Here is a 24,666-nt window from a genome sequence, read left to right on the forward strand (position 1 = left end):
CCTCGGAAGAAATACATTCCGAGGTTTTTTTGTAACATTTTATTTCAGATATTTGTTAAAAATTGTAAAACTATGAAAAATCTATCCTTTCTTTTGTTTGCTTCTATTTTGTTTTCTAACGCTATAAATGCACAACTAAAAGCTGTAAAATATACAGACGGTTCTCAGGCATTAAATGGATTATTTATAAAATCTGCTAAAAAAAGCAGCCAGAATCCGGGCATTTTACTTTTACCAGCCTGGTTGGGAATCGATAAAGCGTCGAAGGATATCGCAGAAAATTTATCAAAACTAGGCTATAATGTCTTCATCGCTGATATTTATGGAGAAGGAAACTACCCTACAAACACTGCCGAAGCCGGAAAACAAGCCGGTTATTATAAAAAGAATTACGAAGTATATCAAAAACGCATTGATGCAGCCTTAAAAGAATTAGTAAAGTCCGGAGCAAATGCAGATAATATTGTCGCTATCGGGTATTGTTTTGGAGGAACAGGTGTTCTTGAAGCAGCCCGTGGACATTTGAACCTAAAAGGCGTAGTTTCGTTTCACGGAGGTTTGGGCAAAGATGTAAGTCGTCCGGTTCAACCAATTTCAACAAAAGTATTGGTTTGTCACGGGGCAGATGATCCGTTTGAATCAAAGGAGGAAATTACCGCTTTTCAGCAGGAAATGCGCGACTCAAAAGCCGATTGGCAAATGATTTATTATGCGAATGCCGTACATTCATTCACCAATCCTGAAGCCGGAAACGACAATTCAAAAGGAGCTGCTTATAATGCAGTTGCAGCAAAAAGATCATTTGAGCATTTGCAGCTTTTCCTGAATGAAGTATTGAAAAAATAATATTGTTATTGATGGCACACGGATAACGCTGATTAAACGGGTTTACACTGATTTTTAACATAATTAATTCGTGCTAATTCGTGCAATTTGTGGCAAAAAACCAGCGTAAACCAGTTCAAACCCGTAACATCCGCGGGCAAAAAAACAACAACCAAAACAGATTAAACCAAAAATAACCAATGTCACACAGTCCGATTAGAAAAGACAAAACCTGCCTGAATTGCAGACATGTTGTAGAACAAAAATTTTGTCCAAATTGCGGGCAGGAAAATACAGATTCCCGAAAAACTTTTCATCACTTATTCATTCATTTCTTTGAAGATTTAACGCATTATGAAAATGCTTTCTGGCGTACCATTAAAAACCTTTTATTCAAACCTTCTTCTTTAACCAAAGAATATCTTTCGGGAAAACGATTATCTTATTTAGCGCCTGTGCGCCTTTATATTTTCATCAGTTTTATTACATTTTTAATGATTGCTTTATTTCCGGATCATGATAGTGAAATTGTAACTTTAAATAAAAATCACAAAACGGATACAAAAGAAGTCCCTAAAAATATTTTTACAGGAGATATAAATGATCTTGAACCGGGAGATGATTTTGATAAATTTACTATAGAAATGGATTCTGTTCAAAAACATGCTCCGGAAAAAGACAAAATAAACGATTTTACTTATTCGAATCTTAAAAAAATTCAATACATAAAAGATCATAATACAAAAGAGGAATTAATCAAAAAGTTTACAGAATCTTTCGTTCATAACATTCCGAAAGTGCTATTTATTGTCATGCCTTTTTTCGCTTTCTTTTTATGGCTTTTTCACAACAAAAAGAAATGGTACTATTTTGATCATGGTATATTTACCTTACACTATTTCTCTTTTTTACTTTTAATATATCTGATCCTTTTTCTAATCCGAAAACTCGTTGGTCTTTTTGGAGTGGATAGTCCATTAACCTTTATTTCAGATGTAACTGACTTTTTGGGCTTTGTCTGGATGTTCTATTATTTTTTCCCTGCACATCATCGTTTTTATGGAGAAACCAGATGGGTATCATTTGTTAAAAGTATAGTCTTATTATTTATAAACTCCTTTTTTATCCTATTTTTACTAATACTTTATGCTTTCTATACATTCATAAACTTACATTAAATTAACAATGAAAAAAATTATAATTCTCTTATTAATTGGTTCTGCATTTTCGTGCAAAAATATGCAGTCTGTTGCGTCAAAAGACAATTCAGATCCAAGCAAATACATAAAATCTATTAAGGAAAAAGACTTAAAGGAAATGCTATATGTTATCGCTTCTGATGAAATGGAAGGTCGTGAAACCGGCTCTAAAGGACAGAAAAAAGCAGGTCTCTATATGATCGAACAATACAAGAAAAACGGAATTTCTTTTCCGAAAGGAGCTACAGATTTTTACCAGCATATTCCTGCCTCTTTCCTTAACGCAAGACGCAATGAAAACTTACCGGATTCTGAAAACATCTGGGCGTATATTGAAGGTTCTGAAAAACCGGATGAAGTTCTTGTGATTTCTGCACATTATGATCACGTAGGCATCAAAAATGGCGAAGTATATAACGGAGCTGATGACGATGGATCAGGAACTGTAGCAGTAATAGAAATGGCAAAAGCATTTGCAAAAGCAAAGAAAAACGGACACGGACCAAAACGTTCTATTCTTTTCCTGCACGTAACCGGTGAAGAACACGGCTTGCACGGATCACGTTTTTACTCTGAGAATCCTTTATTCCCGATTGCCAATACCATTGCTGACATCAATATTGACATGATTGGCCGTCGTGATGTAGAACATGCTAATACAAACAACTACGTGTATGTAATTGGAGCTGACAGATTATCAACAGATTTGCACAATATTGTAGTGGCTCAAAATGAGAAATATACTAAAGTAGATCTGGATTTTAAGTTTAATGATCCTAAAGATCCTAATCATTTTTATGAGCGTTCCGATCATTATAACTTCGCGAAATTTGGTATTCCGGCAGTTTTCTTCTTCAACGGAGTTCATGAAGACTATCATGGAAAGGGTGATGAACCTGAAAAAATCGAATACGATGCCTTAACCAACAGAACGAAACTGGCCTTTGTTGTGGCTTGGGATTTAGCCAATAGAGAGAACAGACCGGTAGTGGATAAAAAATAAGCTTAAAAGGTTCAAAGTTACAAAGGCCCAAAGTTTTTTTATAAACTAAAGTCTATTTAGAGTAAAAACAAAAAGGGATGAGTTTTAATAACTCATCCCTTTTTTATATTTCCAGATCCCAAAAGAAAAACCTCAGAACCTTTGTAACTTTGAACCTTTGTCCCTCTTTTTAGTCATTCATAGAAATCAAAAACTCTTCGTTGTTTCTTGTTTTCTTGAAACGTTCGTTTACAAAATCCATAGATTCTACCGGGTTCATATCTGATAGGTATTTACGCATAATCCACATTCTTTGTAATGTTTTTTCGTCTAATAATAAATCATCACGACGTGTGCTTGACGAAGTAAGATCAATTGCAGGGAAAATACGTTTGTTAGCGATTTTACGATCCAATTGAAGCTCCATATTACCAGTACCTTTAAATTCTTCAAAGATCACCTCATCCATTTTAGAACCTGTTTCAGTCAATGCAGTTGCGATAATACTTAATGAGCCACCGTTTTCTACATTTCTTGCCGCTCCAAAGAAACGTTTTGGTTTTTGTAATGCATTGGCATCCACACCACCACTTAACACTTTTCCTGACGCAGGCTGAACAGTATTATAAGCTCTTGCCAAACGTGTAATTGAGTCTAAAAGAATCACTACATCGTGTCCGCATTCTACCAGACGTTTCGCTTTTTCAAGAACGATATTGGCGATTTTTACGTGTTCTTGTGGTTCTCTGTCAAAAGTAGAAGCGATAACTTCTCCACGAACGCTGCGTTGCATATCTGTAACCTCTTCAGGACGCTCATCGATCAAAAGAACGATAAGATATACTTCAGGATGGTTTGCAGCAATTGCGTTTGCAATGTCTTTTAATAACATTGTTTTACCTGTTTTAGGCTGTGCAACGATCATACCACGCTGTCCTTTTCCTATAGGAGAAAACAAATCGATAATACGGGTTGAAACAGAACTGCCTTTTTCGGCTAGTTTGAATTTTTCTGAAGGAAAAACAGGTGTCAGGTGCTCAAAAGAAACTCTGTCGCGAACCACCTGAGGATCGTGACCATTGATTTTAAGTACACGAACTAAAGGGAAAAACTTCTCGCCTTCTTTAGGAGGGCGAACCACTCCTTTTACAGTATCTCCGGTTTTAAGACCAAATAATCTGATTTGTGAAGTTGATAAATAAATATCATCAGGAGAGGCTAAATAATTATAATCTGATGAACGTAAGAAACCATAACCATCCGGCATCATTTCAAGAACACCTTCACTTTCTATAATTCCGTCAAACTCAAAGTCTGAATCCCTGAAATTATTTTTTTTGTTTTTATGATTTGGATTTTGATTCCCGTTACTCACATTTCCGTTAGCGTTTCCATTTTGATTTGGATTCTGAGGAGCCGCCGGATTTTGATTGGGATTCTGATTTGGATTTTTAATCTGATTCGGATTGGTCTTTTTAACCAGAACCGGTGCTTCTGTTTTTTCAGCAGTTGAAGTTTCTGCTACAGCTTCGCCCTCTGGAATTGCTTCTTTTGTGGCTTCTTTTTCTTTTTGTAAAGCGACTTTTTTCTCGTAAGCTGATTTATTGAATTTTACGATTTTTGGTCCTTTTTTCTCCGTTACTTCATTTTCTGAAGCTTCTTTTACTTCTAAATTCTCAGGAGTTTCAGCTGGCTTCTTAACTTCTGCAGCTTCTTTAGCTTCTGCAACTACTTTAGCTACGGGAGTTGGTTTGGCTTTAGGAGTTATCTTTGCTGCCGGTGTTTGTTTTACAACTACGGGAGCTTCTGCCTTTTCAGGAGTTTCCTCTACTTTATCAAATTCTAAGACCGGGGCATTTTTGCTAATAGCCACTTTTTTCACCGGAACAATTCTTGCTCTTTTTGGCTTATCATCAATGTTTTCCGTTTCAGTTACAGCACTAACAGGTGGTGCTACAGTGGTTTCTTGATGCGCTAAAATCTGGCTTATTAAAGCCTCTTTTTTGACACCATTAAACTTTATAGTTTTAGCTAACTTAGCTATTTCTTGAAGCTCAGAAAGCTTCATTTCTTTTAATGCAGAAATATCAAACATGAATGTTCTATGAATTTAATTATTTTAACGGAAATACTGTAAAAAGAATAGGTAGATAATTGTTTTCGATTGACCGCAGTATGAAGTGCTTACGGTATTATGATGCAATAATACGAATAAAATTTTATCATACAATAGTATTTTAAAAAAAGAAAATATATTTTTGTAAAACAATTTCATACCATGATACAACGAATTCAGACTGTATATTTAATTCTTACCTTTTTAATTACAGGGGTATTACTGTTTTTTATTCCGCTTTGGACATTAAATAATGGTAAACCATTTTACTTTATGCAAGACCAGTTTTACACCGTTTTGTTATCATTAAGTACTGTGTTAACTATCTTTAGTATCATTTCATACAAAAAAAGGCAAAATCAGTTTGTAATGGGCAGACTGAACATAATATTAAATTTAATTTTATTAGGATTGTTTGTATATCGCTCTCTAAATTTATCTGGAGAAACAGTTGTTTCAGAGAAAGGTATTGGGATGTTTCTACCAATTGTTGCTATCGTATTATTAGTCTTAGCTAATAAGGCCATCAAGAAGGATGAAGATCTCGTAAAATCTGTAGACCGTTTGAGATAAACCTATAAACTTAAGTTTTTTGTGCGAAGAGAACCCGAATTTTATAATTCGGGTTTTTTTGTGGCTTATATTTTATAATCGCTTTCAATAATTAGCTAAAACACAAATCAAAAACAGCTTTGTAAGATATTTTTTTCATAAATTTGCTTTTTAGTTCCAAAAACAACCATGACACACAAAATAAGGATACATCTTGCTGACGATCATCAGGTACTTATTGATGGTCTTACCAATTTACTGCAAACCGTACACAACTTTGAAGTAGTAGGCAATTCATTGAACGGTACGACTGTATATGATGATGTCGTGCTAAATACTGCAGATATATTAGTTTTAGATATCAGCATGCCTAAAAAAGATGGTATCGAAGTATTAAAAGAATTCGACCAAAAAGGATTTCCCTGCAAAGTGATTATACTATCCAGCTATGATGATCTGAAAATCATAAAGGAAGTGATGAAATTAGGGGCTAAAGGCTATCTCACTAAAAAATGTGCGGGCGAAAATATCATCGAAGCCATCGAAGCTGTTTATCAGGGACAGGAATATTTTTGTGATGCTGTGAGGGAGAAAATCTTTAATAGTTTTACTCAGAACAATCCTAAACTAAACAAACCGCTTTACGTCGAAAATCCGATATTAAGTGCCCGCGAAATCGAAATCATTACCCTGATCTCGCTTGAATACAGTGGTAAAGAAATAAGCGAGCAACTATTTATTAGCATGAATACGGTGGAAACACACCGAAAAAATATCATGAAAAAATTACAAACCAAAAATACTATCGGACTTGTAAAGTATGCATTAAAAAACAACTTGATAAATCCTTAGTCTTATTTTAAAATCAAAAATCTATCAAATAACTACAATTGATTTATGGGTTTAATCAGAGTTTTTATAGTATTGTTTTTTTTTACTTCTATAAGTGGAAATGCCTTATTTAGTCAGCAAAAGTCAGCTTTACCTTCTAGGCAATCTGATAGTATCACTCAGAAAATCCTCAAAAAAAATAATCTTCCCGAAGCCCGGAAATCTGAGACTTTGAGAAACAAAAAAATTGTCAGTTTATCTATTGTCCTTGTCATCATATTATTCTTTTTGTTTTATTTCTTTTATCAGAATAATAAATTAAAACAAAAAATTAAACGAAAAGATGCCAAACAAAAAATACTGCTCAACATCATCAATGCCGGAATTGACAGCCATGAAATCGAAAATAAAAAAATCGCTTCTTTTTTGCATGATAACATCAACTCTTTATTGTCTTCTGTAGGTTTGCACCTGAATACTTTTACAGCACAAAACAATATAAAATCAGAAGAAATCCAGAAAGCAAAAACGATTCTGCAAGAAGCACATGATCTTTTGCGTGATATGTCCCACGACCTCATCCCTACTCTTCTGGTTCGTTTTGGGTTGATTTATGCCTTAGAAGACTTATGCGAAAGAAATTCGAATTCGAGCATTCATTTTGAGTTTTCAAGTACAATTTCAACCAATAAAAGATACAGTGAAAAGTTCGAGATGAAGGTTTATTTTATTGTATCTGAATTGTTCAGCAACATTATAAAACATAGTGATGCCAGAAAAGCTCAAATTTCGCTGCTCGAAAACAATGATCAGCTTATCATTATTATTCACGATGACGGAAAAGGTTTTAAAACCGAAAAACTAAACGAAGCAGAAGGTTTTGGCCTGAACCGAATCAGGGCGCGAATCAAAAAATACAAAGGAAGTTTTGCCATTGTTTCGAAAGAAAACGAAGGAACCTCAATCAAAATCAGAATACCATTATCACATTAAATAAGTTTACTTCTTCCCGATTTCGACAATCTCTAAATCTTTTATTTTATCGTCATCAATAACAAATCGCAACATGGTCCGAACCTGATGAAATCCGCTTTTTCCAGCCGCACCGGGATTCATGTGCAACAGATTGTGTTTTTTATCAAACATTACCTTTAGAATATGCGAATGTCCACAAATGAATAATTTGGGCGGGTTCAAAGCCATTTCTTCCCGAATAGCGGGATTGTATTTTCCCGGATAACCACCAATATGAGTCATCCATACTGAAACATTTTCGCATAAAAACCTGTTATGCAAAGGAAATTCCAGCCTTGCCTGTGCATCATCTATATTCCCGTAAACACAACGCAAAGGTTTTAGCTTTTTTATGGTATCCGTAACATTCAAATCGCCAATATCGCCGGCATGCCAAACTTCATCAGCCTGATTTACATATTTTAAAATAGTGTCATCAATATGGCTGTGAGTATCAGAAAGCAGGAGGATTTTTTTCATTTTTTTAAAGGCTCAAAAGATTTAGAACCGCAAAGGTACAAGGTTTTTCTAAAAGAGATATCAAGATTCGGAGTTGCTAATTTGCTAAGTTTTTTGTTATATGAACTATAGTCAGACCTGACAGGTTTTAAAAAAGTGTCAAGTCTCCTGGAAGGTCTCAATGATTTAACATTTCAATATCTTATTTATAAATTCATTTCAAAAATTTAAACCTCCAGAATGTTAGACGCACTGCAATGCGTCTCTACGATTTATTATTTCAAATTACAATATACAAAACCTCTGAACATTTGTTACTTTGCTACTTTGAACCTTTAAAGAAAAACTTTGTACCTTTGCATCTCTGAACCTTTGAACCTTCACCTTTGAGATATTTTATTCAATTCGCCTATAACGGAACACATTATCATGGTTGGCAATTTCAGCCCAACGCGTCTTCTGTTCAGGAGACTTTAAACAAAGCTTTTTCGGTTTTGCTAAATGCACCTATAAATATAATGGGTGCCGGAAGAACGGATACAGGTGTTCATGCACAGGAAATGTACGGTCATTTTGATATTGAAACTGCGCTTAACGTCCCTACTTTAGTGCATAAACTGAATTCATATTTACCAAAAGACATTGCGATTTTCGATATTATTTTGGTTCACGATGAAGCGCATTGCAGATTTGACGCTACTAAAAGAACGTATGAATACCATATCAACACTGTTAAAAATCCGTTTACGGAGGAATTGAGTTGGTATTTTAATCAAAAATTAGACGTAGCTTTGATGAATGAAGCTGCAAAAATCTTGCTGAATCATACCGATTTTCAATGTTTCTCGAAAGTAAATACGGATGTAAATACTTTTGATTGCACGATTTTTGAAGCGTATTGGAAAAGCGAGAACAACAAATTGGTATTTACCATTTCGGCGAACCGGTTTTTAAGAAATATGGTTCGTGCCATTGTGGGAACTTTGGTCAATATTGGTTTACACAAAATTTCTCTCACTGATTTCGAAAATATTATTGCCAGCAAAAGCAGAGAAAAAGCTGGTTTTTCGGTTCCGGCACACGGATTGTACTTAACCGAAATTGATTACGATTATATATAGCTATAAGCTGTAGGCAATAAGCAGTAAGCCTTATGCCTAAAGCCTAAAGCCTAAAGCTTAAAAAACTAAATGAAAGCAAAAGCATTTGATACCGGATTATTCAAACGAATCTTAAAATATACTAAACCTTATAAGTGGCGCTATTATGGCGTTATTGTTTTTGCTGTGTCATTATCGATTTTTGCAGCACTTCGCCCTTATTTATTAAAACAAACGGTCGACGGCTATATCAAGACGCACGACAAGGAAGGTTTATTGATGTACATTGTATTAATGGGCGTGGTTCTTTTGTTTGAAGTTTTCTCTCAGTTTTATTTTGTGTATTGGGCCAACTGGCTGGGACAGGATATTGTAAAAGACATTAGAACTAAACTTTTTAAACACATTCTGAGTTTTAGAATGAAATATTTTGATTTGGTTCCGGTGGGACAATTGGTAACCAGATCTGTGTCAGACATTGAGTCGATTGCGCGTATTTTTAGTCAGGGTCTGTTTATGATTATCAGTGACTTGATGAAAATGCTTGTTGTACTGATTTTTATGTTTTATATGAACTGGAAACTGACCTGGATTGTGGTCGTTGCTATGCCGATTCTGGTTTACATTACCCGAATATTCCAGCGTAAAATGCAGGTTGCTTTTGAGGAAGTACGTACGCAAATTGCCAACATGAACTCGTTTGTACAGGAACGTGTGACGGGAATGAAGATTGTACAGCTTTTTAACCGTGAAAAAATTGAAGCGGATAATTTTAAAGAAATCAACAACAAACACAGGGTTGCCTGGATAAAAACAATTTTATACAACTCGATATTTTTTCCTATTGCTGATATTATTTCTTCAATTACATTGGGATTGGTTGTGGTCTATGGCGGATTTAAAATCCTGAATGGCGATCATTTTACCACTTTTGGGGATTTATTTTCTTACACGATGTTTATCGGAATGCTGTTTAACCCATTGCGTCAGATTGCGGATAAATTCAACGAGATGCAATTAGGAATGATTGCTGCCAATCGTGTTTTTGATATTATCGATACGCAGGACCATATTCAGGATACAGGAACGCTTGAAGCTCCGGTTTTTGAAGGAAGTATCGAATTTAAGGATGTCCATTTTAGTTATATCCCGGAAGAGGAAGTCATAAAAGGAATTGATTTATCAGTTGCTTCAGGGCAAACTATTGCAATTGTAGGTTCTACGGGAGCAGGAAAATCGACTATTATTAATTTACTGAATCGTTTTTACGAGATCAATAGCGGCACAATTTTTATCGACGGTCATAATATCGAAAATTATACGCTTGCTTCGTTGCGAAAACAAATTGCTGTGGTTTTGCAGGACGTTTTTTTGTTTGCCGATACGATTTATAACAATATCACTTTGCACAATCCGGAGATTACGCGTGAACATGTTTTGAATGCTGCCAAAAAAATTGGTGTTCACGATTTTATCATGAGTTTGCCGGATAATTATGATTTTGATGTAAAAGAACGCGGCGTGATGCTTTCGTCAGGACAGCGCCAGTTGATTGCCTTTTTGAGATCGTATGTAAGCAATCCGAGTATTTTGATTCTGGATGAAGCGACATCATCAATCGATACATATTCTGAAGAATTGATTCAGCGTGCTACAGAAACAATAACCAAAGGAAGAACTTCGATTATCATAGCACACCGATTGGCTACAATTGTCAATGCAGATAAAATTGTAGTGATGGATAAAGGACTAATTGTAGAACAGGGAACACATCAGGAATTGCTCAATAAAGCCGACGGTTATTATAAAAACCTCTACGACTCTCAATTTTCTGTCGCCAATTAGATTTTCAAATGCTAAAAAAGTTCTTAAAAAAGTTAAATAAGCGTTATAGGAATCATAAATGTAAGATCTGAGCGAAATTATATAATTGTTATGCTTTTTGAATTATTTATCTTTGAGAGACAAAATTCAAATGCAAAAGAAAATGCCACAAAATAGATTTTATCCAAACGAAGAATTCAAAGAAATAGAAATAAACGCCTCATTACAACTCAGATATGCAATTTCAAACAAAGGCCGACTAATAAGCTTTACAGATGAAATTCAAAGCGGACGCCTATTAAAAGGCGGCTTAAGTGACGGATATCCGACTTTTAGGTTTAAAGTTAAAAACGATGACAAAATCGTTAATAAATATCTCTTCTTATATAAATTAGTTGCCCATTATTTCATTCCCAAAACTTCAGAAGAACAAACTTATGTACTTCATTTAGATTACAACCGAAGTAATGATGATGTAAACAATTTACGTTGGGCAACAAAAGCCGAAATGATGGCGCACAGTCGTAAAAGTCCGCGCGTTATTCAGGCAAAAAAGAACCTGATCGAACACAACTTAAAAGCTGACGGAAGAAAATTGACCACTACAAAAGTGATGTTAATCAAGAAAATCCTGGCAAGACCGGAACAAAAAACGCGTCTGAAAATGATCGCCAAACAATTTGGTGTGAGCGAAATGCAGATCAGACGAATTGCCAGCGGCGAAAACTGGGGACATATTAAGGTTTAGCTTATTTACGGTTAGATGATAAAGTAAAATGTGAAATGGAAATCCAAATTGGGTTTCATCTCACATTTTACTTTTTTTATTTCACATTTCTTAGTTACATTTCACATTTTACACTGAACATTTTACATATCTAAAGTGTTTTTTAAAATAATTCCTTAAATTCGCAATCACAAATAACAAAAGAATAAATCGAAAAATGAGTTTCGGAATTAAACTTCGTTTTCGGTAATAAATACTAAAAACCAAAAAAATGAAATACGACATTATTGTTTTAGGAAGTGGTCCTGGCGGATATGTAACAGCTATTAGAGCTTCACAATTAGGCTTTAAAGTAGCTGTAGTTGAAAAAGAAAACTTAGGGGGTGTATGTTTAAACTGGGGGTGTATCCCAACAAAAGCATTACTAAAATCAGCTCAGGTTTTTGATTACTTAAAACACGCTTCTGACTACGGATTGAAGGTTTCTGAATTTGATAAAGATTTCCCTGCAGTAGTTCAACGCAGCCGTAACGTTGCTGACGGAATGAGCAAAGGAGTTCAGTTCTTAATGAAAAAGAACAAAATTGACGTTATCGAAGGTTTTGGAAAACTAAAACCAGGAAAAAAACTTGACGTTACAGACAAAGACAATAAAGTTACTGAATATAGCGCTGATCACATTATCATCGCAACCGGAGCTCGCTCTCGTGAGTTACCAAACTTACCTCAAGACGGAGTAAAAGTAATTGGATACCGTCAGGCAATGACATTACCAACACAGCCAAAATCTATGATTATCGTAGGTTCAGGAGCAATTGGAGTTGAATTTGCACACTTTTACAACTCAATGGGAACTGAAGTTACTATTGTAGAATTTATGCCAAATATCGTTCCTGTTGAAGATGAGGATATCTCTAAACAAATGGAACGTTCTATGAAAAAAGCGGGAGTAAAAATTATGACCAACTCTTCTGTTGAGAAAATTGATACTACCGGAACTGGTGTAAAAGCCACTGTAAAAACGGCTAAAGGCGAAGAAATCCTTGAAGCTGACATTGTACTTTCGGCAGTTGGAATTAAAACGAATATCGAAAACATAGGTTTAGAAGAGGTTGGAATCGCTGTTGACAGAGATAAAATCTTAGTAAACGCTTACAACGCCACTAACATTCCTGGTTACTATGCTATTGGAGACATTACTCCGGGTCAGGCTTTGGCTCACGTAGCATCTGCTGAAGGAATTAACTGTGTAGAGAAAATTGCAGGTTTACACGTAGACCCAATCGATTACGGAAACGTTCCTGGTTGTACCTATGCAACTCCTGAAATCGCTTCTGTAGGTTTAACAGAAAAACAAGCTAAAGAAAAAGGATACGAACTAAAAATTGGTAAGTTCCCATTCTCAGCTTCCGGAAAAGCAAAAGCTGCCGGTGCTGCTGACGGATTCGTAAAAGTAATCTTTGATGCGAAATATGGAGAATGGTTAGGATGCCACATGATTGGTGCCGGTGTTACAGATATGATTGCTGAGGCAGTTGTAGCGCGTAAACTTGAAACTACAGGTCATGAAATCCTTAAATCGATTCACCCTCACCCAACAATGAGCGAGGCTGTTATGGAAGCTGTGGCTGATGCTTACGGCGAAGTAATTCACTTGTAATACCAAACCGTTTTACGGTTACATATAATTTTCAATTCAAAAATCCGATTTGCGAAAGCAAGTCGGATTTTTTTATGTCTCTATTTTTCAAATCTGCAAAAAACTGAGATCAGTAGAATTTATCATTATTTAAAAGTCAATTATTGTAATAAAAAAGCCTCAAAAAACATATCTTTGTATTCAATATTAATGTTTTACTATTTTTTATTTTCTTATGAAAAATCTTATTTTGAAGAACCTCAACGGAAGAAAAATTATTATTCTCTTTATTTTCACCAATATCATTTATTCATTTATGATGCTGATAACAATTCCAAAAGTAATGGATTATGCCGGAGGAATGAAAATATTAGACATTATACCCAACGGTTACAATTTTGAATATGTCAACTCTTTACTACATGCCTTAGGTTCGAAAGGAAGACATGCGTATTTATACTGCCAGTTACCAATAGATATGATATATCCTTTATTTTTTGGAGTGACTTATTCGCTAATTACAGCCTACATTCTCAATAAACTCAATACACTAGAAACACATTTATTCTACCTCTGCTACGTACCTCTTTTATCCGGACTTTGCGACTATCTCGAAAACATTGGTATAATTACGATATTGAATCGCTATCCTGAAAACTCTATTATTTCAGCACAGCTTACCAGTATTTTTTCTGTTGCAAAAAGTATTTTTACGATTACATCTTTTATCATCCTGACACTCTTATTGAGTGTATTCGTAATAAAGTTCTTTCTTAAAAAGAAAACATCTACTTAAATAAACATCATTCGAACTTCATCCTATTCAAAAATTAAACTTGCGAAAACGGATTCCTTTTTTTCTATCCTATTTTCTTAATATTTAACCTTATTCTATTAGTAAATTGACTTTTGGCAGGCTTTTATCCGCACTACTATTCTTATTTTTATTTTCGTTATAAAAAGCCCAAAAGCTTATTAAACAACTTTTTTAATTTAACAAAGATAATAAAATGAGAAAAAAAATGATGTTTGCCGCATTCGCATTAAGCATTGTGGTCGTGTCTTGTTCAAATGACAACGAAACTACACCAACTCCAGACCCAACAGCAGAATCTAAATTTCTAACTACAACAATTGACAATTTTTCGGATACAAATGTGTACAGCAGTATTACCTATAATGCTGATATGAGTTTCAAAAACTACACCTATTATCAGAAAGGTTCAAAAGCAGGAACCCCAATTGTAACAACTTTACAATATAGCAACGATGTTCCTACAGCAATTATAACAGGTGTAAGAGCTGACGGAACAGATGGAACGGTTTTATACGAATTAAAAAGTAATACTGAAGGACAGGTTGTAAAAGTGATACAGAAAAAAAATCTGCAGAACAACAGAATATCTGATTCCTTGTTTTATAACGACAAAAAGTATCTAACAGAAATTCATCATTATAACAAAACTGATATCGATGACACAGAACGACTGACAGGTATCGAAAAATTTACCTGGGACAATCAAAATCTGGTAAAAGTAGAAGAAGAGTTCTGGCAGCTGGGTGTAAAACTTGCACAGAATTACGTAACCACTTATACTTATGATGATAAAGTAAACCCGCACAAAACGATGCCCAAAATAGCCTGTTTATACAACCAGATGGCAAGCGGTCCCTATTTATACGGAAAGTTACCGTATTATGCTTACCTCTCTCAAAATAATCCGCTTGAAATAGTAAATACTTACTATTCATTTGAGCCAGGAACCGGAATGACAGGCAGCGCCGCAAAGCAAACTTACACCTATACTTATGCCGAAGATGACTATCCTATAACACAACGCTACGAATACATCCCAATGGGAAGCACTAATCCTGTAGAAATTGTAACACTAAAATATTCATACATTAGAAAATAAACTTAAACGAGCCAGCAAATTTCTCTGGCAACGACAAGTGTTTATAGTTTTTTATTTCAAATCCGATTTGCTAAAAACAGGTCGGTTTTTTTTATGTCCTGCCGCAAATGGTAAATTAACACTGCCCTCAATTACACCATATTATTTATAAAAAAAACAGTAACCTTTAGATATCAAACAAAAGAATGACTTACGATAATAAAATGATATTTTTGTAGCACCCAAAATTTATTCTAAGATGAAAAACCTACTGTTCATTATTACAATTTCTTTTCTTTTGCCAAGCACCTTTTTCGGTCAGTCAGACAAAAGCATTCCTGAAAATTCAGCAAATTCAAATGCTTTTTCAAAAGCATATAATTACCTTAACGATTTCGAAAAGATATTAACTCCAAGTCAAATTACAACTTTAAATACAACTCTAAAATCCTCTGAAGAGAAATCAGGCACTAAAATTATTGTTGTTACAACTTCTTCTATAAAACCCTACGCAAGTGTTCCCGACTATTCTTATAATCTGAAAAACTATCTTTCTGAGAATTTAAAACTGACTCCTGCATTTTTAATTATATTAAGCAAAGAGTTGAGACAAATTCAGATTCAGAGCAGCTATGAAGCACGGAACAGACTAACTGAAGACGAAACCAGAAACATTATAAACAGTTTTGCAATTCCTGAATTTAAAAAAGGTGATTATTATAAAGGGTTAGAAAATGCAGTAACGCAGATCATAAAAAAATTGGAATAATACTTTTGATCTAAATCCGATTTGCTTTCGCAAACCGGATTTTTTTTTGAGCTTACTGTAAAAAATCCTTAACTCCTTAAAACATTCATAAAATCAACCATTACTTTTTTTCCTTTCTTACAAAAAATTTATATTTACGTAATAAGAAATAATTATTACTAAAATAGAAGTGATGGAAAATACACCAATATTCTTTGCCGACGGAGAAAGCCCGAAAATGATTGACGCATTTAGAAAAGCGCAGGAAACTTTTAAATATTTCTGGAGAGAACTATCCTGGGAATACCGCAGAATCGTGCCCGCACTTGACGTGGCCTGCGTAAAATTGGCCTTTACCCAGGAAATAAACGGCAATACTGTTGTAGAACATATGTGGATCAATGATATCAATTTTGATGGCGAAAAAATAAAAGGCATCTTAGTAAACGATCCGGACGAATTAACCAATGTCACTAATAGCGAGTATGTCGAAATTCCGGCAAACCAAATTAGCGATTGGTTATTTGTAACACAGGACAAAACTTATGGCGGTTTTACGATACAATCAATGCGTTCAGAAATGAACGAAACTGAAAGAGAAGAACACGATGCCGCATGGGGTTTAAACTTTGGAGACTTCAATGATATTCTGGTTGCCTATGAACAAAAAGAAAAACCTGAAAACCTGACAGAGCATCCTATGAGCAGGAATATGAAAGAAAGCCTTGTTGATTTTGTTAAAGCAAATCCTAATGAAATTACGGCTCAGGACGAATTTGGATATACGTTTTTGCACCGCGAAGCAATTGCAGGAAATAGCACAATTGTAGCGGTTTTATTAGAATCCGGCGCCGATAAAAATGCAAAAACGCACAACGGCAAAACAGCTTTAGATTTTGCAAAAGAACTCAAATGGGATCATCTAGTCCCGCTATTATAAGATATGATCTAAAAATCCGATTTATGAAAGTAAGTCGGATTTTGTTTCTACACATTGAAATTGTTAATAAAATTACCGTTTGTCAGCTTATAATATGACAACATTCTAAACTATTCGTTAGACATTTGATTCATTACAAATCATCCTGTTTTGAATTAACATTAGAAATGTGCAACAATGAAAAATCTTAGAAAACTGAAAATTTATACAAAATACAAAGCCGGACTTTACAGAGGCACACCAATTCCGGGAATACGACTTGAAGGCAAATGGCTTAACAAACTTGGCTTTAACCAAGGCCAGATGGTAACCATACAACAAGAAGAACACAGGCTGATAATCACTGTTGATAAAGAACAAAACTGACTATCGCAAATACGTGATCAAATTGTTTCATTTAATTTAAAAACACGCCAAAACATATATTTTTATAACTTTATCCCTAAATAATAAAGTCATGAAAGAAATATGCATTGTTGAATTTCCGTCTAATTTGGGTTTAAAAGAACCTCAACCCGGAAAAGAACCCGGAGTAAAAAACCTGCCCAACTGGTTCTGGAGACACAACTTGCATAAAGCCATTGATCACAAAGATGTTCTCAGACTTGATCCGCCAAAATATACGACCAATAGAGATAGCGAGACTAATATTCTCAATGCAAATGCATTAGTCGATTATGCCCGTGAGCAGGCGTATCTTATAAATAATTTACTGAGTCAGAATAAATTTCCGTTTATACTTGGCGGAGATTGCAGTATTTTGTTAGGCTCAGCGATAGCTTTAAAACAAAAAGGAAATTACGGATTATTCTATCTTGACGGCCATACTGATTTTATGAATGTTTCGTTGTCTGAAACCGGAGGTGCTGGCGGAATGGCGGCTTCGATAGTAACGGGAAACGGACCTCCTAAACTGACCAATATTCTAAATTTGTCGCCTTACATAAAAGAAGAAAATCTCTGGTGCGCAGGCAATCGCGAATACGATGATGAATACGAAAACGAAATCCGCAACTCCTCTGCAACTTACCTCAGCCTTCATGAAATAAGAAAACAAGGCATTTCGAATGCTGTTCAGACTTTCCTGACCGAAGTAAAAAACAAAAATCTCGACGGTTTCTGGCTTCATATCGATGTCGACGTTTTAAACGACTCGATTATGCCATGCGTAGACAGCAGGACACCTGATGGTCTGACTTACGAAGAATTTAACGAACTTACCTCCTATTTGTTTCAAAGCCCAAAGTTAAGCGGACTTGAAATCACCATTTTAGATCCGGATCTGGATGCAACAGGAAAATATACAAAGAATTTTGTCGAAAATATTTCAGCTACTTTCAAAAAGCATTTCGGTACTTTAGGTTCATAAATCCGCAAAATATTACGCTCTAAAATCAGGTTCTTTTTAAATTTTAGCCTAAATTAGTCTTACGAATATCTTTTACTATAAAAGCTGTTTTTAGAAAGTCTAATTGCCCAAATAATAAAAAAACATGACGCTAGAAGAATATAAAAAAGAATTTTCAGAGGATGATGCTGTTGGCTGGTTGGCTATAGATAAACCATTAGAAGCGCTTTATCCCAATCAGGAACCCAAACATTTTGCTCCTCCACTACATTATATGCTGGGCGGAGAAGATCCGCTTGACGGAATAAGTATCTACGAAAGTAAAAAGCAAACAGATCATTTTCATTTCGTGACTTATGGCTTTTCGGAATTGTATTATAATGAAGAAAAACTAGACAGTGAATTTAGCAAATGGGGTTTTGAACTTACTTTTCGATTAAAACCTTTTGAGCACGACAACGAAACGCCGGCCTGGCCAATTGCGCTTTTGCAAAACATTGCCAAATATGTTTTTAGCAGTGGCAACTGGTTCGAAGAGTTTCATTATATGCCGGCAAACGGCCCAATCAGACTTGATACCGAAACGGAAATAACCGCGATATTGTTTGTAAACGATCCTGAATTAGAGAAAATACAAACGCCACATGGCGAAGTTTCATTTTTGCAGATTGTTGGAATAACAACTGCCGAATATGACTTTTTAAAAGAAAACCCCGAAACGGCTGAAGAATTATACCATAAACTGAAAGAAAATAATCCTTTGTTGATTACTGATTTAACAAGGAAATAAAAGAATATCAATTCAAAAAATCCGACTATGAATGCCCAAACAATTCATAAGCCGAAGACATAAAATGCGATCCATTTTATCCCTATATTGATTTCAACAGCAATTCAAACTATAATGAGAAAACGAATAATCTATCAGATTGATTCTTTTACAAAAGAAAAATTCAAAGGAAATCCTGCCGGAGTTGTCGTAAATGCAGATGGATTAAGTGATTATCAAATGCAGCAAATCGCACGGGAATTAAACAATTCCGAAACGGCATTTCTTTTCTCTCCTGACAGTACAGATTGCGATGGCGTAATTCGATACTTTACCCCAAATACCGAAGTCCCAATTTGCGGACACGCTACAATCGCAGCCATGTATGCCAAAGCTATCGAAGAAAAATTAGATTCCTGTATTCTGAAATTCAAAACCAAAGTTGGCATTCTTCCGTTTGAAATCATCAGGAAAAATGATGATTACCAAATAATAATGACGCAGGGAAATTTTGAACTTAGTCCGGCATTCAACAAAGAGACAAGCAGCAAAATGATAACGGCATTAGGATTAGAGCAATCAGATATTAACGAAAAATGCCCTATTCAAATCGCTTCTACAGGACATTCTAAAGTAATGATAGGAATCAAAAACAGGAAAAAACTAAACTCCTTATCTCCCAATTATGCTGATCTTGCCACTTTAAGCAAAGAGATCAACTGCAATGGTTATTTTGTTTTTACTTTCGATTCTGACGATAATGACATCCTAACCTATGGCAGAATGTTTGCCCCGGCAATTGGCATAAACGAAGATCCTGTGACCGGAAATGCAAACGGGCCACTTGGCGGCTACCTTATAGAAAATAAAATTATTGCCTCAGAAAATAACACATTCGAATTCAACGGAAGACAAGGCCAGAAAATAGATCGTCTTGGTGTTATAAAAGTCAAAGTAATTATAGAAGAAGACAAACCCAAATTGATTCAGATAAAAGGTGATGCCGTAGTTGTATTTAGAACCGAAATAGAAATCTAAATTCATTTCTTAGCCTTATCAAAAAACTAAAATGGAAATCATCAAAATCAGAAAAAGCGACTATCCGTCTTTGAGATCCTTATTCCTAAAAGAAAGACAAACCACTTTCTCCTGGATTGATCCATCAGGTTTTCATCTGAAAGATTTTGATACAGCCATAAAAGACGAAGAAGTTCTGGTCGCTATTATCGATACTATTGTAGTTGGTTTTATTTCGATCTGGATGCCCGATAAGTTCATTCATCATTTGTATGTCGATCAAAAATATCATGATAAAGGCATCGGAACCCAATTACTAAAAGCGGCAATTGACAAAGCCAATTTTCCTCTTATTTTAAAATGTCTCGAGAATAATACCAAAGCCGTTGCCTTTTACAAACGAAAAGGATTTATAGAAAAAGAAAGAGGTCCATCTGAACATGGAGACTATATATTATTTGAATTATTAAAGAATTTGCAATAATTTACAAAATAAATAAAAAGATAACGCAACCATTTAACAAAACGAACATCTATTAATCAAAACATATTACTAACCAGTTAAAAAAGTTATTCTTATTATTTCTTATAGGCTATCACTTATATACGTTTGAAATCAAAACTCTAATTCTAAATAAATAAAATCATGAAAAAAATAATTACTTTACTTCTTATCGCTTTTCTATCTACAAATTGCTCTGGTAATGATGATGATACAACTCAAAATCCGGTTGTTGGAACATGGAAATTAATGAAAACTGACAAAGTTGTTTTTACCGGTACTACGGGGATTGTTTCTACAGATCATTCATCTCAAAATATCATTTATAAATTTGACTCGAAAGCAAATCTAACTATCACGAACGGTGCAGATGTAAAAACTTCTAAATACGAGTATAAATTTGATTATCTGTCAGGAAGTAATACTCCCGGAGAAACAAAACAAAATATGGTCGTAATTGATGGTTCAAAATATCTTTATAGCCTTGTTGATGGACAAATGAAATTAGATGAATCTTATGTCGATGGTCAAACTTTATATCTGAAAAAACAATAATGTTATTTTTAAATAAATAAAAAAAGAATTAAGCGAAGTATTCCCTTATTATATGCTAAAATCAAGCCATTCATATTAGCAAAACAACTTTAGAAAAGATCCTGATGGCCAATACTTTTTACTCTTATTTAGCTTTTATAACACCCGCTTCAGATGCAAATCTTATTGTTTTAAAAAATAATTTAGAAATTTTTTATGCTAGACCAGCAATAAAAGACAAACCGGAAATTGTATTTGAAAATAATCAAATCACAATTATTTTTAATGGAGAATATCGCCTAAGCATTGCATTTTCTGAAGAAGAATATGTAAACGAAGAAGCTCTTGAGATTGCTCAGCAGCAACAGCTTGATTATAATGAAAATGTTTTTGATAAAACACAACTAGAAACTTGCTGTAAAAGATTTGAAGTCTGGGGCGATGATGATTTTGATATGGATTATTTTAATGACAGTTTATTTGTAATTGAAGCAATAGAAAAATTTAACGGCATCATTATTTTTGCTATTCAATAATACTCTTATATAATTAGATTTAAGCCGGATGAAATAAAAGCATAAAACCTTTACATTTTAAAGCAATAAAAACATAAAATCAATTTTGTAAATGATTTTGAAGAAGGGTTAATAAAACCATTAAAACAACGAAATATCTTACTTAAATTTGTACTTTTGCTGACCGAAAAACCTCGGTATAAATTAATAGCAAAATCATGGAAGAATCAGTAATTGAGAAATCAGTCTTCGAAGAAATACCAACAGAAAAAATTTATTCTGAAAAAGCAATTCGGCTAGGCACTTTTTTAGGAGGTCCATTGGTTGCTGGTTATTTTATGGCTGAAAACTTTAAAGTTTTTGGTGATTTTAATAAAGTAAGAAATACATGGATCATAACAATCCTTTCGACCCTTATTATTTTTGGTCTAATTTTTATGATTCCTGAAGATGTCAAGATTCCTAATGTTATATTTCCACTGATTTATATGGGAATTGCAGCTTATTTGACAAAGACATATCAGGAGAAAAACATCCTGCAACACACTCAAAATGGCGGCGAATTCTTTAGTGGATGGCGCATAGCGGGTATATCAATTATTGGATGTATCGTTACTCTGGGTGCAATATTTGGAGTCGCCTTTTTTAATGAGGCAGCAAACGGAAGGCTTACAGAGTCTACAAAAACGTATGGAGCGCTGAATCATGAGATTGTCTATCAAAATAATATCAATGAAAATGAAGTCGATAAAATTGCCAAAGCCTTTGAGAAAGAGACTTTTTTTGATAATTCATTTACAAAATACATCTATCTGGAAAAAATCGATAACAATTACGAGATATCTATTTCCTGCAATGAATCAATTTCTTATGATCCGATAGCTTATAGCTCTTTTGTAGAACTCAGAAAGAATATGCAAAAAGACTTTCCGGACAACAAAATCATTTTCAAACTAGTTGTCAATGACCTGGAGAATGTGGTAAAGAGAATTGAATAATAAACATGAATATAACAACTATAAAAATTTATCATCTTTTCTGGTTTGTTGCCGCAATTATTTTATTGGTGGGAATATGTAATCCCGACAATACGACAGTGGACATTAATATTCATGATACTTATTTTGTAATTGCGCATCTTCATCTCGCAATTGTATTATCTCTATTCTATTTTTTAAACGGATTTGGATATTGGTTCCTTCAAAGAGTACTAAAGAAACCACTTAAAAAATATTTAACCCTAATTCATTCTGTTATCGTACTTGGGAGTTTTATTTTTTACTGGCTTCTCGTCCTTTATTGTAAACTTTTTTTATCCAATTCTGGTTTCACTTTGTTTTATGATCGCAGTCAATTAATCAATATCACTTTGGTCAATGAGTTTATACTTATTGCTTTTATTGCCTTGCCTATTTTTATAGTGAATGTATTGACCACCATTTTCAAAAAGAATAATTAAACAAATCCTTTTTCAAACCCGACAGATTTTAAAAACCTGTCAGGTTTAGAACGGATTCAATTATAAAACCCAATTTTTAAAACTGTCCGATCCGCCCCTTAAAACTGTCGCTTTAAGCCCTTAACTTATTGATCATTAAAGCGTAAATTTGTTGTGTTAATTTCTAAAATCATACAAAATGAGTGCAACAGATTTTACTACAACAATAAAAACAGATCAATCTCCTAAAGAAGCTTTTGATGCTGTTACGAATGTTCGCGGCTGGTGGTCTGAGGAAATCGAAGGCAATACAGCTCAACTTAATGATGTATTCGACTATCATTATGAAGACATTCATCGCTGCAAAATTAAACTCGTCGAAGTAATTCCAAATCAAAAAATCGTCTGGCTGGTCGAAGAAAACTACTTTAAATTTACTAAAGACGAAACAGAATGGACAGGAACAAAACCCACTTTTGAAATCACTGAAAAAGAAGGGAAAACAGAACTACAGTTTACACATTTTGGCTTGAATCCTGCATACGAATGTTTCGAAATATGCCGCGATGCCTGGACAAATTACATTCAGAATAGCCTGAAAAAGCTTATTACAACCGGAAAAGGCGAACCAAACGCAACAGGAAAACCACAAACAGAAAACGAGAAAAAATTGTCTGAAAAATAATTCTCATACTTACCTCCCATCTTTCGACTACGACAATCGTAGATTTGGCTACAGCTGTCATCCTGATGTTGCGCAACTTTGTATTATAAAATTTTAGACAAATGAAAATTATACTTACAGGTTCTCTAGGGAACATAAGCAAGCCATTGGCTCAGGAATTAGTACAAAAAAAGCATCAGGTAACCGTAATTAGCAGTAGCACTGACAAACAAAAAGAGATTGAAGATTTAGGAGCTACTGCAGCAATTGGTTCTGTTGAAGATGCAGACTTTTTAACCAAAACTTTTACAGGCGCAGTTGCGGTTTATTGTATGATTCCGCGTGCGAATTATTTTGATCCCAATCTGGATCTTGATGCTTTTACCCGCAAAATAGGAAATAATTATGCCCATGCGATACAAAAATCAGGTGTAAAACGTGTGGTGTTTTTAAGTAGTATTGGTGCACATTTAGAACAAAACTCAGGAATAATTCAGCGTTATAATGAGATAGAAACTGTTTTGAAAAAACTGGAAGATGTCTCAATAACCTTTATGCGACCAACTTCTTTCTTTTATAATTTGCTGGCCTATATCCCAATGATCCAATCTCAGGGAATAATTGCTGCAAATTATGGTACCGATAAAATGATTCCGTGGGTTTCGCCAAATGACATAGCTGCCGCAATTGCTGAGGAAATCACCACTCCGTCTCAAGGAAAAAAAGCGCGTTATGTTTCGAGCGATGAATTAACAGGCGATGAAACAGCTCGTATTTTAGGCGAGGCTATGGGCAAACCGGATTTAAAATGGGTTTTAATCAGTGACGAAGAAACACTAAACGGCTTGACAAACTTAGGAATGCAGCCTAAAATCGCCCAAGGTTTGGTAGCAATGTATGCTGGACTTTATAATGGTTTATTGAGTGAAGATTACATTAAAAACAGACCTGTAGAAATGGGAAAAACAAAACTGGCAGATTACGCCAAAGAATTTGCTGCTATTTATAACCAGAAATAAGTACCTTAG

Annotated in this window: 27 protein-coding genes; 25 read left to right on the top strand and 2 right to left on the bottom strand. The window is 34.5% G+C overall.

The window, feature by feature from the left end; genetic code table 11:
- Positions 1–72: 72 nt before the first annotated feature.
- The 3 genes from B0A67_RS04845 to B0A67_RS04855 all read left to right on the top strand — a co-directional run bounded on the left by B0A67_RS04845 (position 73) and on the right by B0A67_RS04855 (position 3,027).
- Positions 73–846 (top strand): dienelactone hydrolase family protein, encoded by a 774-nt coding sequence (locus B0A67_RS04845; protein ID WP_072960240.1) that lies wholly within the window; start codon positions 73–75, stop codon positions 844–846.
- Positions 847–1,025: 179 nt separating this feature from the next.
- The gene (locus tag B0A67_RS04850; protein WP_072960243.1) at positions 1,026–2,003 is read left to right on the top strand and encodes a DUF3667 domain-containing protein; all 978 of its coding nucleotides are present in this window, start codon (positions 1,026–1,028) and stop codon (positions 2,001–2,003) included.
- Positions 2,004–2,010: 7 nt separating this feature from the next.
- Positions 2,011–3,027, top strand: coding sequence for a M28 family peptidase (locus B0A67_RS04855; RefSeq protein WP_072960245.1), 1,017 nt, complete (start codon positions 2,011–2,013; stop codon positions 3,025–3,027).
- 169 nt (positions 3,028–3,196) lie between these two features.
- On the opposite strand, the gene rho is transcribed toward B0A67_RS04855, so the two are convergent.
- Positions 3,197–5,101, bottom strand: a complete 1,905-nt coding sequence (gene rho / locus B0A67_RS04860; RefSeq protein WP_072960248.1) for a transcription termination factor Rho — start codon at positions 5,099–5,101, stop codon at positions 3,197–3,199.
- Positions 5,102–5,284: 183 nt separating this feature from the next.
- Between rho and B0A67_RS04865 the strand changes: the two genes are divergently transcribed.
- From B0A67_RS04865 to B0A67_RS04875, 3 genes are all read left to right on the top strand, one after another.
- A complete protein-coding gene (locus B0A67_RS04865) occupies positions 5,285–5,695 on the top strand; it encodes a DUF4293 domain-containing protein (RefSeq protein ID WP_072960252.1) in 411 nt (136 codons plus the stop codon).
- A 168-nt stretch (positions 5,696–5,863) separates the two neighbouring features.
- Positions 5,864–6,526 (top strand): response regulator, encoded by a 663-nt coding sequence (locus B0A67_RS04870; RefSeq protein WP_072960255.1) that lies wholly within the window; start codon positions 5,864–5,866, stop codon positions 6,524–6,526.
- Positions 6,527–6,571: 45 nt separating this feature from the next.
- Positions 6,572–7,498, top strand: coding sequence for a sensor histidine kinase (locus B0A67_RS04875; RefSeq protein WP_072960258.1), 927 nt, complete (start codon positions 6,572–6,574; stop codon positions 7,496–7,498).
- A gap of 6 nt (positions 7,499–7,504) precedes the next feature.
- Here the strand turns inward: B0A67_RS04875 and B0A67_RS04880 are convergent, their stop codons facing one another.
- Positions 7,505–7,999, bottom strand: coding sequence for a metallophosphoesterase family protein (locus B0A67_RS04880; RefSeq protein WP_072960260.1), 495 nt, complete (start codon positions 7,997–7,999; stop codon positions 7,505–7,507).
- A 365-nt stretch (positions 8,000–8,364) separates the two neighbouring features.
- On the opposite strand from B0A67_RS04880, the gene truA reads away from it, so the two are divergent.
- The 19 genes from truA (at position 8,365) to B0A67_RS04975 (ending at position 24,657) form a co-directional block, all read left to right on the top strand.
- The gene (gene truA, locus B0A67_RS04885) at positions 8,365–9,099 is read left to right on the top strand and encodes a tRNA pseudouridine(38-40) synthase TruA (protein WP_072960263.1); all 735 of its coding nucleotides are present in this window, start codon (positions 8,365–8,367) and stop codon (positions 9,097–9,099) included.
- 69 nt (positions 9,100–9,168) lie between these two features.
- The gene (locus B0A67_RS04890) at positions 9,169–10,923 is read left to right on the top strand and encodes an ABC transporter ATP-binding protein (RefSeq protein WP_072960266.1); all 1,755 of its coding nucleotides are present in this window, start codon (positions 9,169–9,171) and stop codon (positions 10,921–10,923) included.
- 142 nt (positions 10,924–11,065) lie between these two features.
- The gene (locus B0A67_RS04895; protein WP_072960428.1) at positions 11,066–11,650 is read left to right on the top strand and encodes an NUMOD4 domain-containing protein; all 585 of its coding nucleotides are present in this window, start codon (positions 11,066–11,068) and stop codon (positions 11,648–11,650) included.
- A 250-nt stretch (positions 11,651–11,900) separates the two neighbouring features.
- Positions 11,901–13,289, top strand: coding sequence for a dihydrolipoyl dehydrogenase (gene lpdA, locus B0A67_RS04900; protein WP_072960269.1), 1,389 nt, complete (start codon positions 11,901–11,903; stop codon positions 13,287–13,289).
- Positions 13,290–13,503: 214 nt separating this feature from the next.
- Positions 13,504–14,064 (top strand): hypothetical protein, encoded by a 561-nt coding sequence (locus B0A67_RS04905; protein WP_072960272.1) that lies wholly within the window; start codon positions 13,504–13,506, stop codon positions 14,062–14,064.
- A gap of 214 nt (positions 14,065–14,278) precedes the next feature.
- Positions 14,279–15,184, top strand: coding sequence for a hypothetical protein (locus B0A67_RS04910; protein WP_072960275.1), 906 nt, complete (start codon positions 14,279–14,281; stop codon positions 15,182–15,184).
- A 238-nt stretch (positions 15,185–15,422) separates the two neighbouring features.
- A complete protein-coding gene (locus B0A67_RS04915; protein WP_072960278.1) occupies positions 15,423–15,932 on the top strand; it encodes a TPM domain-containing protein in 510 nt (169 codons plus the stop codon).
- A 172-nt stretch (positions 15,933–16,104) separates the two neighbouring features.
- A complete protein-coding gene (locus tag B0A67_RS04920) occupies positions 16,105–16,851 on the top strand; it encodes a DUF2314 domain-containing protein (RefSeq protein WP_072960282.1) in 747 nt (248 codons plus the stop codon).
- 177 nt (positions 16,852–17,028) lie between these two features.
- The gene (locus B0A67_RS04925; protein ID WP_072960285.1) at positions 17,029–17,217 is read left to right on the top strand and encodes a SymE family type I addiction module toxin; all 189 of its coding nucleotides are present in this window, start codon (positions 17,029–17,031) and stop codon (positions 17,215–17,217) included.
- Positions 17,218–17,308: 91 nt separating this feature from the next.
- A complete protein-coding gene (locus B0A67_RS04930) occupies positions 17,309–18,220 on the top strand; it encodes an arginase family protein (RefSeq protein ID WP_072960287.1) in 912 nt (303 codons plus the stop codon).
- 124 nt (positions 18,221–18,344) lie between these two features.
- Positions 18,345–18,989 (top strand): suppressor of fused domain protein, encoded by a 645-nt coding sequence (locus tag B0A67_RS04935; RefSeq protein ID WP_072960291.1) that lies wholly within the window; start codon positions 18,345–18,347, stop codon positions 18,987–18,989.
- Between the two features lie 114 nt (positions 18,990–19,103).
- A complete protein-coding gene (locus tag B0A67_RS04940) occupies positions 19,104–20,006 on the top strand; it encodes a PhzF family isomerase (RefSeq protein ID WP_089069510.1) in 903 nt (300 codons plus the stop codon).
- A 31-nt stretch (positions 20,007–20,037) separates the two neighbouring features.
- Positions 20,038–20,469: a GNAT family N-acetyltransferase gene (locus tag B0A67_RS04945; RefSeq protein WP_072960294.1), complete on the top strand. Its 432-nt coding sequence runs from the start codon at positions 20,038–20,040 to the stop codon at positions 20,467–20,469.
- Positions 20,470–20,631: 162 nt separating this feature from the next.
- Positions 20,632–21,042 carry a hypothetical protein gene (locus B0A67_RS04950; protein ID WP_072960297.1) on the top strand — a complete coding sequence of 137 codons (411 nt, stop codon included), beginning with the start codon at positions 20,632–20,634 and terminating at the stop codon, positions 21,040–21,042.
- A gap of 104 nt (positions 21,043–21,146) precedes the next feature.
- Entirely contained in the window at positions 21,147–21,557 is a 411-nt protein-coding gene (locus tag B0A67_RS04955) for a hypothetical protein (protein WP_072960300.1), read from the top strand.
- A gap of 197 nt (positions 21,558–21,754) precedes the next feature.
- Positions 21,755–22,534, top strand: a complete 780-nt coding sequence (locus B0A67_RS04960; protein ID WP_207557311.1) for a hypothetical protein — start codon at positions 21,755–21,757, stop codon at positions 22,532–22,534.
- A 5-nt stretch (positions 22,535–22,539) separates the two neighbouring features.
- The gene (locus B0A67_RS04965) at positions 22,540–22,995 is read left to right on the top strand and encodes a hypothetical protein (RefSeq protein WP_072960303.1); all 456 of its coding nucleotides are present in this window, start codon (positions 22,540–22,542) and stop codon (positions 22,993–22,995) included.
- 178 nt (positions 22,996–23,173) lie between these two features.
- Positions 23,174–23,659: an SRPBCC family protein gene (locus B0A67_RS04970; protein ID WP_072960305.1), complete on the top strand. Its 486-nt coding sequence runs from the start codon at positions 23,174–23,176 to the stop codon at positions 23,657–23,659.
- Between the two features lie 101 nt (positions 23,660–23,760).
- Complete coding sequence (locus B0A67_RS04975; RefSeq protein WP_072960308.1) at positions 23,761–24,657, top strand: NmrA family NAD(P)-binding protein; 897 nt, start codon at positions 23,761–23,763, stop codon at positions 24,655–24,657.
- Positions 24,658–24,666: the final 9 nt, after the last annotated feature.

Source organism: Flavobacterium aquidurense (assembly GCF_002217195.1).
GTDB classification, from domain to species: Bacteria; Bacteroidota; Bacteroidia; order Flavobacteriales; family Flavobacteriaceae; genus Flavobacterium; species Flavobacterium frigidimaris.

Coding starts and splice junctions, on each gene's coding strand:
- B0A67_RS04915 (WP_072960278.1), top strand. CDS start 15,423: ATGAAAAACCTACTGTTCATTATTACAATTTCTTTTCTTTTGCCAAGC.
- B0A67_RS04925 (WP_072960285.1), top strand. CDS start 17,029: ATGAAAAATCTTAGAAAACTGAAAATTTATACAAAATACAAAGCCGGA.
- B0A67_RS04890 (WP_072960266.1), top strand. CDS start 9,169: ATGAAAGCAAAAGCATTTGATACCGGATTATTCAAACGAATCTTAAAA.
- B0A67_RS04945 (WP_072960294.1), top strand. CDS start 20,038: ATGGAAATCATCAAAATCAGAAAAAGCGACTATCCGTCTTTGAGATCC.
- B0A67_RS04865 (WP_072960252.1), top strand. CDS start 5,285: ATGATACAACGAATTCAGACTGTATATTTAATTCTTACCTTTTTAATT.
- rho (WP_072960248.1), bottom strand. CDS start 5,101: ATGTTTGATATTTCTGCATTAAAAGAAATGAAGCTTTCTGAGCTTCAA.
- B0A67_RS04850 (WP_072960243.1), top strand. CDS start 1,026: ATGTCACACAGTCCGATTAGAAAAGACAAAACCTGCCTGAATTGCAGA.
- B0A67_RS04910 (WP_072960275.1), top strand. CDS start 14,279: ATGAGAAAAAAAATGATGTTTGCCGCATTCGCATTAAGCATTGTGGTC.
- B0A67_RS04970 (WP_072960305.1), top strand. CDS start 23,174: ATGAGTGCAACAGATTTTACTACAACAATAAAAACAGATCAATCTCCT.
- B0A67_RS04875 (WP_072960258.1), top strand. CDS start 6,572: ATGGGTTTAATCAGAGTTTTTATAGTATTGTTTTTTTTTACTTCTATA.
- B0A67_RS04965 (WP_072960303.1), top strand. CDS start 22,540: ATGAATATAACAACTATAAAAATTTATCATCTTTTCTGGTTTGTTGCC.
- B0A67_RS04905 (WP_072960272.1), top strand. CDS start 13,504: ATGAAAAATCTTATTTTGAAGAACCTCAACGGAAGAAAAATTATTATT.
- B0A67_RS04880 (WP_072960260.1), bottom strand. CDS start 7,999: ATGAAAAAAATCCTCCTGCTTTCTGATACTCACAGCCATATTGATGAC.
- B0A67_RS04955 (WP_072960300.1), top strand. CDS start 21,147: ATGGCCAATACTTTTTACTCTTATTTAGCTTTTATAACACCCGCTTCA.
- B0A67_RS04855 (WP_072960245.1), top strand. CDS start 2,011: ATGAAAAAAATTATAATTCTCTTATTAATTGGTTCTGCATTTTCGTGC.
- B0A67_RS04950 (WP_072960297.1), top strand. CDS start 20,632: ATGAAAAAAATAATTACTTTACTTCTTATCGCTTTTCTATCTACAAAT.
- B0A67_RS04960 (WP_207557311.1), top strand. CDS start 21,755: ATGGAAGAATCAGTAATTGAGAAATCAGTCTTCGAAGAAATACCAACA.
- B0A67_RS04975 (WP_072960308.1), top strand. CDS start 23,761: ATGAAAATTATACTTACAGGTTCTCTAGGGAACATAAGCAAGCCATTG.
- B0A67_RS04920 (WP_072960282.1), top strand. CDS start 16,105: ATGGAAAATACACCAATATTCTTTGCCGACGGAGAAAGCCCGAAAATG.
- B0A67_RS04935 (WP_072960291.1), top strand. CDS start 18,345: ATGACGCTAGAAGAATATAAAAAAGAATTTTCAGAGGATGATGCTGTT.
- B0A67_RS04870 (WP_072960255.1), top strand. CDS start 5,864: ATGACACACAAAATAAGGATACATCTTGCTGACGATCATCAGGTACTT.
- B0A67_RS04930 (WP_072960287.1), top strand. CDS start 17,309: ATGAAAGAAATATGCATTGTTGAATTTCCGTCTAATTTGGGTTTAAAA.
- B0A67_RS04940 (WP_089069510.1), top strand. CDS start 19,104: ATGAGAAAACGAATAATCTATCAGATTGATTCTTTTACAAAAGAAAAA.
- B0A67_RS04895 (WP_072960428.1), top strand. CDS start 11,066: ATGCCACAAAATAGATTTTATCCAAACGAAGAATTCAAAGAAATAGAA.
- lpdA (WP_072960269.1), top strand. CDS start 11,901: ATGAAATACGACATTATTGTTTTAGGAAGTGGTCCTGGCGGATATGTA.
- B0A67_RS04845 (WP_072960240.1), top strand. CDS start 73: ATGAAAAATCTATCCTTTCTTTTGTTTGCTTCTATTTTGTTTTCTAAC.